General features: G+C 55.5%; 13 protein-coding genes. 2 read left to right on the top strand and 11 right to left on the bottom strand.

From position 1 onward, the window contains the following. Nucleotide 1 precedes the first annotated feature (1 nt). Together WFJ73_RS24885 and WFJ73_RS24880 are read left to right on the top strand one after the other, a co-directional pair. Nucleotides 2-226, top strand: a complete 225-nt coding sequence (locus WFJ73_RS24885) for a helix-turn-helix transcriptional regulator (RefSeq protein WP_336775646.1) — start codon at nucleotides 2-4, stop codon at nucleotides 224-226. A gap of 18 nt (nucleotides 227-244) precedes the next feature. After that, nucleotides 245-925 carry a DUF4386 domain-containing protein gene (locus WFJ73_RS24880; protein ID WP_336775645.1) on the top strand — a complete coding sequence of 227 codons (681 nt, stop codon included), beginning with the start codon at nucleotides 245-247 and terminating at the stop codon, nucleotides 923-925. Between the two features lie 60 nt (nucleotides 926-985). Here WFJ73_RS24880 and WFJ73_RS24875 read toward each other — a convergent pair whose 3' ends face one another. The 11 genes from WFJ73_RS24875 to WFJ73_RS24825 form a co-directional block, all read right to left on the bottom strand. Beyond that, a complete protein-coding gene (locus WFJ73_RS24875; protein ID WP_336775644.1) occupies nucleotides 986-2,026 on the bottom strand; it encodes a hypothetical protein in 1,041 nt (346 codons plus the stop codon). A gap of 111 nt (nucleotides 2,027-2,137) precedes the next feature. Further along, entirely contained in the window at nucleotides 2,138-3,388 is a 1,251-nt protein-coding gene (locus WFJ73_RS24870; RefSeq protein WP_336775643.1) for a molybdopterin-dependent oxidoreductase, read from the bottom strand. 17 nt (nucleotides 3,389-3,405) lie between these two features. Continuing rightward, the gene (locus WFJ73_RS24865) at nucleotides 3,406-4,455 is read right to left on the bottom strand and encodes a sensor histidine kinase (RefSeq protein ID WP_336775642.1); all 1,050 of its coding nucleotides are present in this window, start codon (nucleotides 4,453-4,455) and stop codon (nucleotides 3,406-3,408) included. Next, the gene (locus WFJ73_RS24860) at nucleotides 4,452-5,207 is read right to left on the bottom strand and encodes a response regulator transcription factor (protein WP_336775641.1); all 756 of its coding nucleotides are present in this window, start codon (nucleotides 5,205-5,207) and stop codon (nucleotides 4,452-4,454) included. The genes WFJ73_RS24865 and WFJ73_RS24860 overlap by 4 nt, the downstream gene beginning before the upstream one ends. Nucleotides 5,208-5,331: 124 nt before the next feature. Beyond that, nucleotides 5,332-5,583, bottom strand: coding sequence for a hypothetical protein (locus WFJ73_RS24855; RefSeq protein ID WP_336775640.1), 252 nt, complete (start codon nucleotides 5,581-5,583; stop codon nucleotides 5,332-5,334). Nucleotides 5,584-5,789: 206 nt separating this feature from the next. After that, a complete protein-coding gene (locus tag WFJ73_RS24850) occupies nucleotides 5,790-5,978 on the bottom strand; it encodes a hypothetical protein (RefSeq protein ID WP_012772497.1) in 189 nt (62 codons plus the stop codon). Between the two features lie 187 nt (nucleotides 5,979-6,165). Next, a complete protein-coding gene (locus WFJ73_RS24845) occupies nucleotides 6,166-6,378 on the bottom strand; it encodes a hypothetical protein (RefSeq protein ID WP_336775639.1) in 213 nt (70 codons plus the stop codon). A 147-nt stretch (nucleotides 6,379-6,525) separates the two neighbouring features. Beyond that, nucleotides 6,526-6,957 (bottom strand): PaaI family thioesterase, encoded by a 432-nt coding sequence (locus WFJ73_RS24840; RefSeq protein ID WP_336775638.1) that lies wholly within the window; start codon nucleotides 6,955-6,957, stop codon nucleotides 6,526-6,528. Between the two features lie 22 nt (nucleotides 6,958-6,979). Then, entirely contained in the window at nucleotides 6,980-9,085 is a 2,106-nt protein-coding gene (locus WFJ73_RS24835; protein WP_336775637.1) for a long-chain-fatty-acid--CoA ligase, read from the bottom strand. A 15-nt stretch (nucleotides 9,086-9,100) separates the two neighbouring features. After that, nucleotides 9,101-10,876 (bottom strand): acyl-CoA dehydrogenase family protein, encoded by a 1,776-nt coding sequence (locus WFJ73_RS24830; protein WP_336775636.1) that lies wholly within the window; start codon nucleotides 10,874-10,876, stop codon nucleotides 9,101-9,103. Nucleotides 10,877-10,930: 54 nt separating this feature from the next. Further along, nucleotides 10,931-12,142, bottom strand: coding sequence for an acetyl-CoA C-acyltransferase (locus WFJ73_RS24825; RefSeq protein WP_336775635.1), 1,212 nt, complete (start codon nucleotides 12,140-12,142; stop codon nucleotides 10,931-10,933). Nucleotides 12,143-12,572 lie beyond the last annotated feature (430 nt).

The following is a 12,572-nucleotide window of genomic DNA, read 5'->3' as shown; positions in this document are numbered from 1 at the left end:
CATGGCTAAAAATCTTGTCGGCAACCACATCCGCAAATTACGGTTTAATCATAACGAGATGACACAGCAGCAATTGGCTGACAAGGTCGGCGTAACGAGACAAACGATAGTCGCATTGGAAAAAGGCAACTACTCCCCGTCCCTCGAGTTAGCCTTCCGGATCTCCCACGCTTTTGGACTGCCAATCGAAGAGATCTTCTTCTACGGGGATGATACAAGCCAATAAATATGAGGAGGCAACCGTATGGTTTCCATTACCAAAACCCCCAAAGTAACCGGCACCCTGTTTATACTAGCAGCCGTATCATCCGTATTGGGTCTTCTGTTCTACGGCCCTATCCTTAACCACGCGAATTACCTGACGAACGGCTCCGAGCACGCAGGCCAGATCATCCTCGGTGCGCTAATGGAGCTGATCCTTGTTGCTTCTGCCGTTGGCACAGCGGTTACCATGTATCCTTTTCTGAAAAAATATAACGAAAGCATAGCCCTCGGGCATGTGTGCTTCCGCCTGCTCGAGGCCGTCGTTATCACGGTTGGCATAGTTGGCATGCTGTCCCTCGTCACCTTAAGCCGGCAATATGTCTCCGCTGGCGCTCCCGATTCCGCATCCTATGAAGCTGCCGGAACGTTGTTCCTGGCGGTACATGACTGGACCTTCATGCTTGGCCCTAACTTTTTACTCGGCATTAATACGATGCTGTACAGTTACATTTTCTACAAATCCGGGCTTGTCCCCCGCTTCATTCCGATCCTTGGCATGACCGGCGCCGTACTCGTGTTTAGCGCCTCGCTGTTCGAAATGTTTGGCGTATTCTCTCAGCTGTCAGTCTGGGGCGGCCTCCTCTCCCTGCCGGTAGCGGCAAATGAAATGATCCTGGCTGTCTGGCTGATTGTAAAAGGTTTTAATAAAGCGGCACTCTGAGGAGCTGCGCGCACGCAAAAAAAGCCGGGATTCCTTCGAGGAATTCCGGCCTTTTACTATTTAAAAAGTCCCGTTCGTCATTGTGTTAATAACCGTAGCCGTTAAGCCCCGGGTATTGATCGAGCCCCCGGCAGCCTGTTGCTGGGAGGAGGCAGAAGCCGTTACGGTAAAAGAATACGTATACGTCCCCGGGCCCGGACTGTCTACCCAGGTGAGAGCGCTAGTCGCGGATACTTGGGAGAAATCCGCCTGATTTCCCTGCTGCGTTATCGCCTCGTTATCGGCAGCAATAACGTCTGCCGGGTTTCTGGAGAGAACGCCGTTAACCGAATAGCTTTGCACTCCCGTAAAGTTCGCATTCGCAAAAGCCTCCAGCTTCACGAGCTGGTCAGCCAGTAGAACGATCGGCGTTAAGACCAGCTCTACCGTGGCCTGGTTGTTCACCAGATCGATCTGTTCGCGGCTGCCGGAGAAGCGGATAGCTGTCATGCTTAAAGGTCCGGATACGCCCGGGGCTCCCTGCGGCCCCTCTGCCCCAGCCACTCCTTGCGCCCCAACCGGCCCCTGAACACCTTGCACGCCTTGGGCACCTTGAGCTCCTTGCGCACCTTGGGCACCTTGGGCACCTTGGGCACCTTGGGCACCTTGTGCGCCCTGGACTCCTTGCGCTCCTTGCACATCCCGCTGTATCGCTTCTCTTTGTAAACCGGTAACATCCGGGGATGCCGATACCTCGGCTCCTACGAGATTCGCGGCCTGTATCGCCTGTACGAAAGCCGGACTTGACACAAGCCCCGGCAGTACGGAACGGACCGCGTTATCGAATACGGGATGCTCGATCACTTGCGGCAGCACCGTACGGATCACCCTGTCAAAAGCAGGCGTTGCGAGCACATCAGGCAAGGCAGAGGCAATCGACCGATTAAAACTCGGGTCGGCAATCAAAGCGGGAATAACATCTGAAGATAGTTTGCCTGGAGTTACTGCATTTCGCGCCAGCTTGGCAGCCGTTATTGCTCGAGGCGCAATCCTGCTTGCCGTTATCGGTCTCTCCAGCCTGCTGACCCGCTGCTCAATGGTAAGCCTTTTTGCTCTTGGCAAAGCCCCTATCCCTCCACTCATATCACTGATCTATGATCTGTATATGGTTAACAGTGTATTGGGTAGGAACCTGTCTCGGCACGTTGTTTGTTCCTGAGGAAAGCGACTATTTTACACCCAAGCATCAATATCGTAACCGCGCTCTTCCCAATAGCCGATATGATCCTTGTCAATCAGCTCGATCCGGTTCAGCCATTTTACCGATTTGTACGCGTACATCTTGGGCACGATCAGCCGGACAGGTCCGCCGAGATCGCTTGGGATTAGATTGCCGTCATGCAGCATCGCGACCATAATGTCGTCCATTTGCGCCTGCTCGAGGGTGAGCGCATCGGTGTAAACACCGTCGCCCGAGTAAAACTTCACGCTCTTTGCGTTCGCTTGTACTCCCGCTGCCTCAAGGAACTGCTTGAGCGGAATGCCCTCCCACGTATTCTTGTACACGGACCAGCCCGTCACGCAGTGAAAATCGCTCACCTGAACCTTGCGCGTCAGCTTCACGAATTGCTCCCAGTTCCACGTCATCGGCTTATCAACTAATCCGTCTATGGTGAAGGACCAGGTCTCATTCGAAAAGGTCGGAATCGGCGTGACCGAATAGATCCGGAAATCGCCTTTCGCTCCACCGCCGAGCGGAGGCGCGGATGCAGGCATGGGCTGCGGCAAGGGAACAAGCTGATTGCCATCCCTCGTCACAATCTCCTCGTAAGAAGGACTGCCGATACTGACGCCAAGCGTATTAACGGTCCATTTCAGAAAAGACGGCCCAATCGCGACGGCGATTCCGCCGCCAACCGCCCATTTGACAAAAGACCGCCTGGACAAGTACGACTGCGGACTTGCCGCGGGATGAATCGGTACGTCCACCGCTTTCTGTTCACGTTCCGTACGTACCGTCCGACGGTTCGGCTCCTTGAGCCATTTGGTCCGCGTAATGGAATGATAAATAATATAGGGAAGACCAACCCAGGTTAAGAGGTCGTGAACCGTGAGCGCATGGTTCGACCACCACGGCCCCACGGAGCGGAACTGCCAGAGGAGCACGCCCGAGATGAACCATCCGACAAGCAGACCAAGCACGACAAAGACATTAAACTTCTGCCAACCTTTCCCTCTCAGCTGCTTCCAGTGCTTGGCGGCGAGCAAGAGATAGAACACAACCGGAACGAGGGACAGCAAGCCAACGATAATGTGCAGCTCCTTAAGCCACACCCTTCCTTCTCCAAGCACGCCGCGCCAGTAATTCATCACCAGCATGATCCCGGACAATGCCAGCACAACCACAATCCAGCCGTTCCAGGCATGCAGAATTGCAAGCTTACGGCCGAAGCCTTTGCGCAGACGTTTCAACAACTCGCCCACTTGCCTTCCTCCTCTGCTTATTGGTTTCCTTGCGCTTCGTTAACGGTAAACCAAAACCGGCTGCCTTGTCCTTCCGCCTGCTCCACCCCGATCCGGCCTCCGTATTGCTCGACCAGAAGCTTGGCAATCGATAACCCGATCCCCGCTCCGCCGCCCTCGCGGCTTCGGGAACGGTCCGTCCGGTAGAACCGTTCGAAGATGCGCTCCCGTTCAGCCTCCGCGATGCCGGCACCTTCATCCGCAACGGATACCCGGATTACGCCATCCGCCAGCTCCTCCGCCGCAATTACGATCATGCCGTTATGAGGGGAGTAACGAATAGCGTTTTCGATCAGATTCTGAAGAATCCGCTGGAGATGCCTTGCCAGCATATGAATCCGCAACGACCGCTCCGGCAGCCTTACGCGAAGTTGGAGTTCCTTGGCATCCAGCCCAATCGAAAATCTCGGGTGGAGCTCCAGGAGCACATCCTCCAGCACCGCCGGAACCTTCTCTACCTGGTCGTCCGTCCTTCTGTCCAGTGTAGACAGCTCGAATAAATCCTGGATGAGCTCGCTAAGCCTTACCGTCTCGGAGCGGATGGTGGCCAAGTAACGGCGATACGTCGCATCATCCTCGATAACCCCATCCTCCAGCGCTTCCGCATAAGACTGCATCGAAGCAAGCGGCGTCCGCAGATCATGCGCCATGTTCGCGACAAGCTCCCGCTGGGCTGATTCCGCCGCTTTTACCTGGCGAAAGCTTTGTTCGAGACTCGTCCCCATCTGATTGAACTGATCGGCAAGCAGCCGGAATTCGGCCAAGCCCGTTCGATCCACTCTGGCCTCAAGCTCGCCTGCGGCAATCCGTCCAGCCCCTTCACCAACCCGGCGGACCGATGCCTCAAGAGGACGAATAAGCAGGAAGAACAAGACGGCCGATACAATGCCGGCTACAACGGTAGCAAGTCCGAGCCAGATCAACTGCTCTCGCGTGACGAGCATATACTGAAAGAATACAAGCAGCAAAACGATAATAAACGCGATACTAATCGTATTGGCTAGCAGCAGATAAGATCGGAGTTTCATGTCGTATTCCCCTTGCCGTCGAGCTTGTAGCCAATCCCCCATACCGTCTTGATCCAAGTTGGATCAGAAGGATTCGGTTCGATTTTCTCCCGCAGCCGCCGCACATGAACCGTCACCGTGGTCGTATCGCCATCGAAGGCAATATCCCATACCTGATTAAGCAGCTGACTGCGCGAGAAAACTTTGCCCGGGTAAGTCGCCAGCAATTGCAGCAGATCGAACTCCTTGGCGGTCAGCTCGATATTGGTCTGCTGCACGGTCACTCTTCTCTCCTGCGGAAAGATCGACAGCCCTTCGAAATGAATAGGCTTATCCGCCTCGTTACCGTCAAGAGAGTGACCGCCTTCCGCCGTGCCTTCCCGTCCTCTTGCGGCAAAATCATTCTTCCAGCCCATTCTTCGCAAAATATTGTTCACCCGCAGCACAAGCTCCCTTGGGCTGAACGGCTTGGTCATATAATCGTCAGCGCCCATGGTCAGTCCGAGCAGCCGGTCCGGCTCCTCGCCGCGCGCCGTCAGCATAATAATCGGCGTATCGTCGGTTTGCCGAATGGTATCGCATACCTCCAGCCCATCAATCTTGGGCATCATAAGATCTAAAACGAGCAAATCCGGCCGATGTTCTTTCCATAAGCGGATCGCCTCTTCCCCGTTTTCCGCCACCCATACCGTATTGCCTTCCCGCTCCAGATACCTGCGGCATACATCGGTAATATTCCGTTCATCATCCGCAACAACAATACAGGCGCCCATCCTCCGCCCTCCGTTCGTGATGTCCTCATTTACATCTATTATACTGCCGCTTTAATCCCGTTACGAATCTTATCCCTCAGACGGGAACAATCCCTTGCCGCAAGGAAAGGGATTGAAGAGCCCTCTACTTTGTGTCTTCCTTCATTCCATCATTCATCATTTTATCGTCGTTCATCGGCGCTACGCTTTGCATGCTGTCATTCATCATCTTCTCATCGTTCATTGTCTTATCGTCACTCATCGGCGCATCGCTTTGCATGCTGTCGTTCATTTCCGATGCCGGCTTATCATTCATTTTGTTGCCGTTATCGGAATTGCAAGCGCTGAGCACAAGCATCCCGCCAATTACGAGCACGCCCCATACTCTTTTGCTCATCGTCATCTCTCCTTGAACCGTCATTTCGTCCTGGCTTGCTTACAAGACCTAGCTTACCGGACAATGCTAACCATCCAAGAACGATGCTCTTGCAAAAGCATTATGAAAATCTTACAAAAGAATTACATCCAGTCCCTTCTTGCATCCGCAGCACAAAAAAGGCTTTGCACCTGTATCACACAGATGCAAAGCCATTTCGTATGTGCTCAACTGACCGAGGAGTTGATCTTACCCATCTCGTCTTCCACTAAAATTGTTAATTCATCCTCGTATCCGCCCGTTATCCTATACTTCCGGATATAGTCCTTTACGAACTTGCGCGGATCCTTCGGTTGAAAAATTCTCGTGAGTTCCTTCAGGCTTTCCTTGACCTCATTCTGGCTATGCTTCGCCATGAAATCTCCTCCCCTATACGTTGGATGGTCGTCCTAAACAACAAATCCGAGAACGGATGCGGAATTTACGCCGCAAATTACCCCCCATTTCAGTGCAGGCAACTCCATGGTCAATGAGTCACAATGTTTGCATTTTTCTTACTATTATAACATTTCAGGCAGGATTGTAAAATAAACAAATGTTAATCTAACCCGTGCCTTCGTTCTCCCGAGGCGGCTTCGCCGGAGGCTCTTCGTCCTTTGGCGGAGCGGCTTTCGGGGGAATTATCGGAGGCGGAACGTCCATGGATGAATGATGCGTCTCGTTTCTGTTAAACATTCGTAAATAGGCAAAAACGCCAATTAGTGCAACTGCTATCCCAAATATCAAAACGACCGCGGTAATCCATCCATCGACCATGCTCCCGCCTCCTCTCTTCTTATATTTATCGGCCGAAAGCTGATTTGGTTTCAGTTTATTTGCCTATATTTTTTTCTTCCATATATAGGATATATTATATCGAACCAATTGTCCGTCAGCAACTCGGCCAAATTGACTAAATATTCGTTATCGCGACACAATCCGATAGGTTCCGCTTCCCCAAGCGATCAATCTATCTTCCTCATCCTTCACCGTTGCCTGCAGGGTAATCGTCCGTCCAATCCGGTGCATGATCTCGGCTTCGCACACCAGATTGCCGCTCTTCGCGCTCTCCAGAAAATGCGTGTTCAGGCCTGCGGTTACCGTCTTTTCCCGGCATGCGATCATGACGACCAGACCCATTGCATTATCCAGCATAGACATCAATACCCCGCCATGCACGATGCCAATCAGGTTCAAATGGCGCTGCTCCGCGCGCAGCTGGATCGCCGCTTTTTCCGCATGGGCAAAGACAACCTCGCAGCCAAGCTCGCTCCAAAAAGTCCCGCTGGCAAGCTCCTCCAGCTTCGCCAAATGCCTCTCAATATCCGCCTGCTCCGCGGCAAAATCCTCCGCCACGCGCATCACCGCCTCTTTGCGTTTATTGTTGCTCCTTCTCCAGCTCCTCCATCAGCTTGCGCCTTAGTACCTTGCCGATCATCGTCTTCGGAAGGGATTCCCGGAATTCGTACAGATGCGGCACCTTAAACGCGGCAAGCCGCTGCCTGCACCAGACGTCGAGCTGGGCCGCCGATACGTAGGAGCCCTTTTTCAGTACAACAAAAGCCTTCACCGTCTCGCCGCGGTACGGATCCTTCACCCCAAGGACGGAGGCCTCCATGACGGCCGGATGCTCATACAGCACCTCCTCGACCTCTCGCGGATAAATATTGAAGCCGCCCGCAATGATGACATCCTTAATCCGGTCTACAATCGTAAAAAAGCCGTCTTCGTCCATGTAGCCAAGATCGCCGGTATGCAGCCAGCCGTCCCTCAGCACGATTTCGCTCTCCTCCGGATTGTTCCAATATCCCTTCATCACCTGCGGACCGCGGATGACAAGCTCGCCAACCTCGCGAACGGGAAGCGGCTTGCCTTCCGGACTGAAGATCGCGGCTATCGTATCGGGAAAAGGCATGCCGATCGTGCCGATTTTGCGTTTGCCCCAGATCAGATTGGCATGCGTCACCGGTGAAGCTTCCGTGAGGCCATAGCCTTCGATCAGCTTGCCGCCGGTCATTTTCTCGAACTGCTCCTGCACCTCAAGCGGCAGCGCCGCAGATCCGCTGATACAGGCCTCGATCGAGGAAAGATCGGTGCTGGCTGCATTCTTATGATTAATCAAAGCCACATACATCGTTGGCGCACCCGGGAACAGCGTTGGCTGCTGCCGGCTGATGGTATCAAGCACGGTCTCGGTCTCAAAACGCGGCAGAAGCACCAGAGAACCAGCGCGCATAATGGAGAAATTCATTAACACGGTTAAACCGAATACGTGAAATAACGGCAGCGCCGCTAGAAATCTTTCGTAGCCATCCTTCACCCTGTAGCACCAGGCTGAAGTCTGCATCGTATTGGCCACAAGGTTCCGGTGGGTCAGCATCACCCCTTTCGGTGTTCCGGTCGTACCTCCGGTATATTGAAGCTGGGCTAGATCGCTGCCGTGGATGTCGGTTAGGACGGGAAGATTAGAGCTGGAGGACAGAAGCTTCTTATAAGAAACAACACCGTGACGGCCGTACGGAATATCCGCTTTGAAGCCTTCTTTGCGCTGTTTGAGCGGGTAGAGGAGATTTTTCGGAAAAGGAAGTCCGTCCTTCAGCGACGTAATGACGGCGTTCTTGAGCTGGGGAACCGCCCCCGCCTCGGGAAATTCGCCGCGCACCTTGGCAAGGCGCTCATAGAACAGGTCGACGGTGACGATCGTTGTCGCCCCGCTGTCCTTCAGCTGATGCTCCAGCTCCCGCTCCACATAGAGCGGATTGGTCTGAACCACAACGGCGCCAATCATGAGAGCGGCATAGTAAGAGATTACGGCCTGCGGACAGTTCGGCAGCATAATCGCCACTCGGTCGCCGCGGTTAACGCCAAGCGAGATCAGACCGTTTGCCAAGCGGCAGGTATGGTCGTACAGCTCGCGGTAAGTGAGCGATTTGCCCAGAAAATGAACGGCTTCATTCGCCGGGAATTTCTCCACGGCATTAACGAGGAACTGCGGAATGCCATGATTCGGGTAATCCAGGGAAGCCGGGATCTCCAGCGGATAGTGCCGCAGCCACGGCTTGGGAATCGCCGCCGGAGCCGCAGGCTCCTCCGATGCCGCGGAGGCAACGGCTTCCTCGGGAGCCGGCTCATCGCCTGGGGCGGCTTCGGCGGACGGAGCTGGCTCCGCCGCTGGCGCAGCCTCCGGCGCTTCCGCTTCTGCGGATGTTTCTGCCGCCGGGGCGGCATCGGCTGCGACAACTTCTTCGCTCGGCCCGGCCTCAGCCGACGCAGCCGCTTCTGCGATTGGCTCTGTCGTTGCGGCATCGACTGCGACAGCTTCTTCGCTCGACTCGGCCTCCGCGGACGGAGGCTCAGCTTCTATGAGCTGCGGGGCTGCGGCTTCCTCCTGCCGTGGCGATAGTGGCGGTTCGTCAGGTGCGGAATTGGGCGGCTTTTGCCGATCCTCGGGTACAAGCGGGTTTTCCGGATCTGCCTTATCCATATGGCGTTCCCCCTCCTACACAATATATTGCTCCCCGCTAATGACCCTTGCGGCAATATCCCGCTTGGCCGCAATCGTATCGACCAGCGGACCACGCATCAGCTTCTTCAAGACCGACAGCTGCATTTGCAGGGCATCTCCCTTCGCTAACGCCGCCAGAGCAACCTTCGCAATGGATTCGATCTTCTCCAGCGCCTCCTGTACGAACACTTCCGTCATTTGAATCGCGTTCCCGGCATCCGCACCGCTTTGCACAAGCTTTTGCGTCCGGAGCAGCGCGCTTTCCGCCGCGAACAGCTGAATCATAATATCCGACAGCGCGCAGAGCACCTCCTGCTCCTGGTCGAGCTTTAACCCAAGCTTTTGCACGGCAAGCCCGCCGACGGCAAGAAAAGCTTTTTTACCCTGCGATACGCGGTACACCTCACGACTGAGCGGCTCATCAAACGGCGGAACCGGCATCGGGTGCAGCAGCTCTGCCTGCAGGGCCTGCGCTTTTTCGAGCAGCGGAAGCTCGCCTTTCATCGCTTTTTTCAGCAAGGTTCCCGGAATGAGCATCCGGTTAATCTCGTTGGTCCCTTCGAAAATCCGGTTAATCCGCGAATCCCGGTAAATGCGCTCCACCTTGTATTCCTTGATATAGCCGTAGCCGCCGTGAATCTGGACGCCCTCGTCCGCGACAAAATCCAGCGTCTCCGACGCAAACACCTTATTAATCGAGCATTCCAGCGCGTACTCGCTGATCGCTTTTGCCGCCCGCATTCCGGCATCCGGCGCATCCGCTCCGGCACCCTCCGCGCTCAGCATGGCATCGATCCATCCCGCGGTCCGGTATACCATCGATTCCAGCACGTATGTTCGGATATTCATATCCGCCAGCTTGGCGCCAATGAGCGGGTAAGAGGAGATGGCACGGCCGAACTGCTTGCGCGTGTTGGCGTATTTGGAAGCTAGCTCGATCGTTTCTTTGGACCCGCCAAGACAACCCGCTCCCAGCTTGAACCGCCCGATGTTCAGGATATTAAACGCGATTTTATGCCCTTGGCCGATCTCGCCAAGCACGTTCTCCACCGGCACCGCGACATCCTCGAAAAATAAAGGTCGCGTCGACGAGCCCTTAATGCCCATCTTGTGCTCCTCGGGCCCAAGGCTGAAGCCGGGCATCCCTTTTTCCACGATAAACGCGCTGAACGCTTCCCCGTCCACCTTCGCGTACACGATAAACACATCCGCAAACCCAGCATTGGTGATGTACAGCTTGGAGCCGTTCAGAATATAGTGGCTGCCGTCAGGTGACAGCTTTGCCGTTGTTTTCGCGCCTAAGGCATCCGATCCGGAGGCCGGTTCCGTTAAGCAATAGGCGGCGATTAGCTCACCTGTGGCGAGCTTCGGTAAGTATTTGCGCTTCTGTGAGGCTGTGCCGAAAAAAACGATCGGCAGCGTGCCGATCCCCGTATGCGCGCCAACGGACAGCGCGAAAGAGGAGGCGCGGGCAAGCGTCTCCGACAGCAGGGTTGTGCTTACTTTATCGAGCCCCAGACCGCCATAGGCTTCGGGTACATCCGCTCCAAGAAGGCCAAGCTCGCCTGCCTGGCGCATCAGCTTTACCGTCAGCTCATAGTCCAGCCCCTCAATCTGCTCATCCAGCGGAAAAATCTCTCCCTCCACAAACTGCTGCGCCGCATCCGCCATCATCTTCTGCTCTTCGTTGAAGTCCTCCGGCGTAACCGTAGCGGACGGCAGAGCATCCTCGATTACAAAACGACCGCCAAACCGAATGTTTTCCCCCATGCTTTACGTCCCCTTTCCCTCTCGCCTTCCTGCTTCCTCCACTTGCGCGCTATGCTACGCGTATACCTCAAACACGCCTGCGGCTCCCATCCCTCCGCCGACACACATCGTGACAACCCCGATTCCTCCACCGCGTCTCTTCAGCTCGTGAATAAGCGATACCGACAGCTTTGTCCCCGTACAGCCAAGCGGATGACCAAGCGCAATCGCCCCGCCGTTAACGTTCACTCGTTCAGGATCGATGCCAAGCTGCTCGATAATCGGCACGCATTGGGCGGCAAAGGCCTCATTCAGCTCAAAAATATCAATGTCGTTAACCGTCAGGTTAGCGGCTTTAAGCGCTTTTGGAATAGCCTCGATAGGGCCGATGCCCATCACCTCCGGCGCTACTCCCGCAACCCGATAGGTGCGGAATGCCGCAAGAGGCGTCAGCCCAAGCTCCCTCGCCCTGGCGCGGCTCATCACAACAACCGCAGCTGCGCCGTCGCTCATCTGCGAGGAGTTGCCGGCCGTAACCGTACCTTCCCTCGCAAAAGACGGCTTCAGCGGCGCAAGCGTCTCCGGCGTTGTATCCGGGCGCACGCCTTCATCGGTATCGAAGGTGAAGGTACGTTCAACCGGCCGGCCGTACTCATTCACATCGGACCTCGTTGCCGTCACTGGCACGATCTCCTCTTTGAAGCGGCCTTCCTGAATCGCAGCTGCCGCTTTGCGATGGCTGGACGCGGCAAACGCATCCTGCGCCGCGCGGGTAACGTTGTAGCGGCGTGCCACTTCCTCGGCGGTGTGTCCCATGCCCATATACACCTCCGGCATGGCATCCACGATGCCCGGATGCGGAGCCAGCTTAAAGCCGGTCATCGGCACATGACTCATGCTTTCCACGCCGCCTGCGACAAGGATGTCGGCATCGCCGAGCCGTATGCGTTCAGCCGCGTAGGCGATCGCCTGCAGACCCGATGCGCAGAACCGGTTAATCGTTACGGCCGGCGTTGTAACCGGGAAGCCCGAATAGAGCGAAATAATTCGCGCCATATTCAGCCCTTGCTCGCCCTCCGGCATGGCACAGCCGATAATGACATCCTCGACGTCGACCGCATCAAGCCCCGGTACTCGGCCAACCGCCGCGGTCAACACGGCCCGTCCAAGGTCCTCTGCCCTCGTCTCCGCAAGACTTCCCTTCTTCGCCTTGCCCACCGCGGTACGTACCGCGGATACGATAACGGCATCGCGGTCATGGTCCGCAAATTTGCCCGCTGCTCCCATAAAGCGCCTCCTTCTTTTTGGCACCGCCCGCGCCTCGTCGCGCAGGCGGTGCCTTTTGTTGTAGTGCATGTGGGATAAGACCCTGTGAGGGTCTTAACTCGTACCGATCACCAGTTAACGTGGCAGGTAAGACCCTCTCAGGGGCTTATTTGCTGCGCATCCGTTGTTTTTGAGTAACTTTTGGCTTGCTCGCGGGGGGATAAGACCCCGGCAGGGTCTTATCCCGTTCCGGTCACCAGTTAACGTGGCAGGTAAGACCCTCTCAGGGGCTTATTTGCTGCGCATCCGTTGTTTTTGAGTAACTTTTGGCTTGCGCGCAGGGGGATAAGACCCCGGCAGGGTCTTATCCCGTTCCGGTCACCAGTTAACGTGGCAGGTAAGACCCTCTCAGGGGCTTATTTGCTGCTCAACTTTTGTTTTCGAGTAACTG

It is taken from the genome of Paenibacillus sp. MMO-58 (assembly GCF_037146255.1).
Lineage (GTDB): Bacteria > Bacillota > Bacilli > Paenibacillales > Paenibacillaceae > Pristimantibacillus.
This window is presented reverse-complemented; position numbering and strand designations above follow the sequence as displayed.

Bases quoted from the DNA above. Each gene is read 5' to 3' on its own strand.
- WFJ73_RS24880 (WP_336775645.1), top strand. From the start codon at position 245: ATGGTTTCCATTACCAAAACCCCCAAAGTAACCGGCACCCTGTTTATA.
- WFJ73_RS24855 (WP_336775640.1), bottom strand. From the start codon at position 5,583: ATGAGCAAAAGAGTATGGGGCGTGCTCGTAATTGGCGGGATGCTTGTG.
- WFJ73_RS24860 (WP_336775641.1), bottom strand. From the start codon at position 5,207: ATGGGCGCCTGTATTGTTGTTGCGGATGATGAACGGAATATTACCGAT.
- WFJ73_RS24885 (WP_336775646.1), top strand. From the start codon at position 2: ATGGCTAAAAATCTTGTCGGCAACCACATCCGCAAATTACGGTTTAAT.
- WFJ73_RS24825 (WP_336775635.1), bottom strand. From the start codon at position 12,142: ATGGGAGCAGCGGGCAAATTTGCGGACCATGACCGCGATGCCGTTATC.
- WFJ73_RS24850 (WP_012772497.1), bottom strand. From the start codon at position 5,978: ATGGCGAAGCATAGCCAGAATGAGGTCAAGGAAAGCCTGAAGGAACTC.
- WFJ73_RS24865 (WP_336775642.1), bottom strand. From the start codon at position 4,455: ATGAAACTCCGATCTTATCTGCTGCTAGCCAATACGATTAGTATCGCG.
- WFJ73_RS24835 (WP_336775637.1), bottom strand. From the start codon at position 9,085: ATGGATAAGGCAGATCCGGAAAACCCGCTTGTACCCGAGGATCGGCAA.
- WFJ73_RS24830 (WP_336775636.1), bottom strand. From the start codon at position 10,876: ATGGGGGAAAACATTCGGTTTGGCGGTCGTTTTGTAATCGAGGATGCT.
- WFJ73_RS24845 (WP_336775639.1), bottom strand. From the start codon at position 6,378: ATGGTCGATGGATGGATTACCGCGGTCGTTTTGATATTTGGGATAGCA.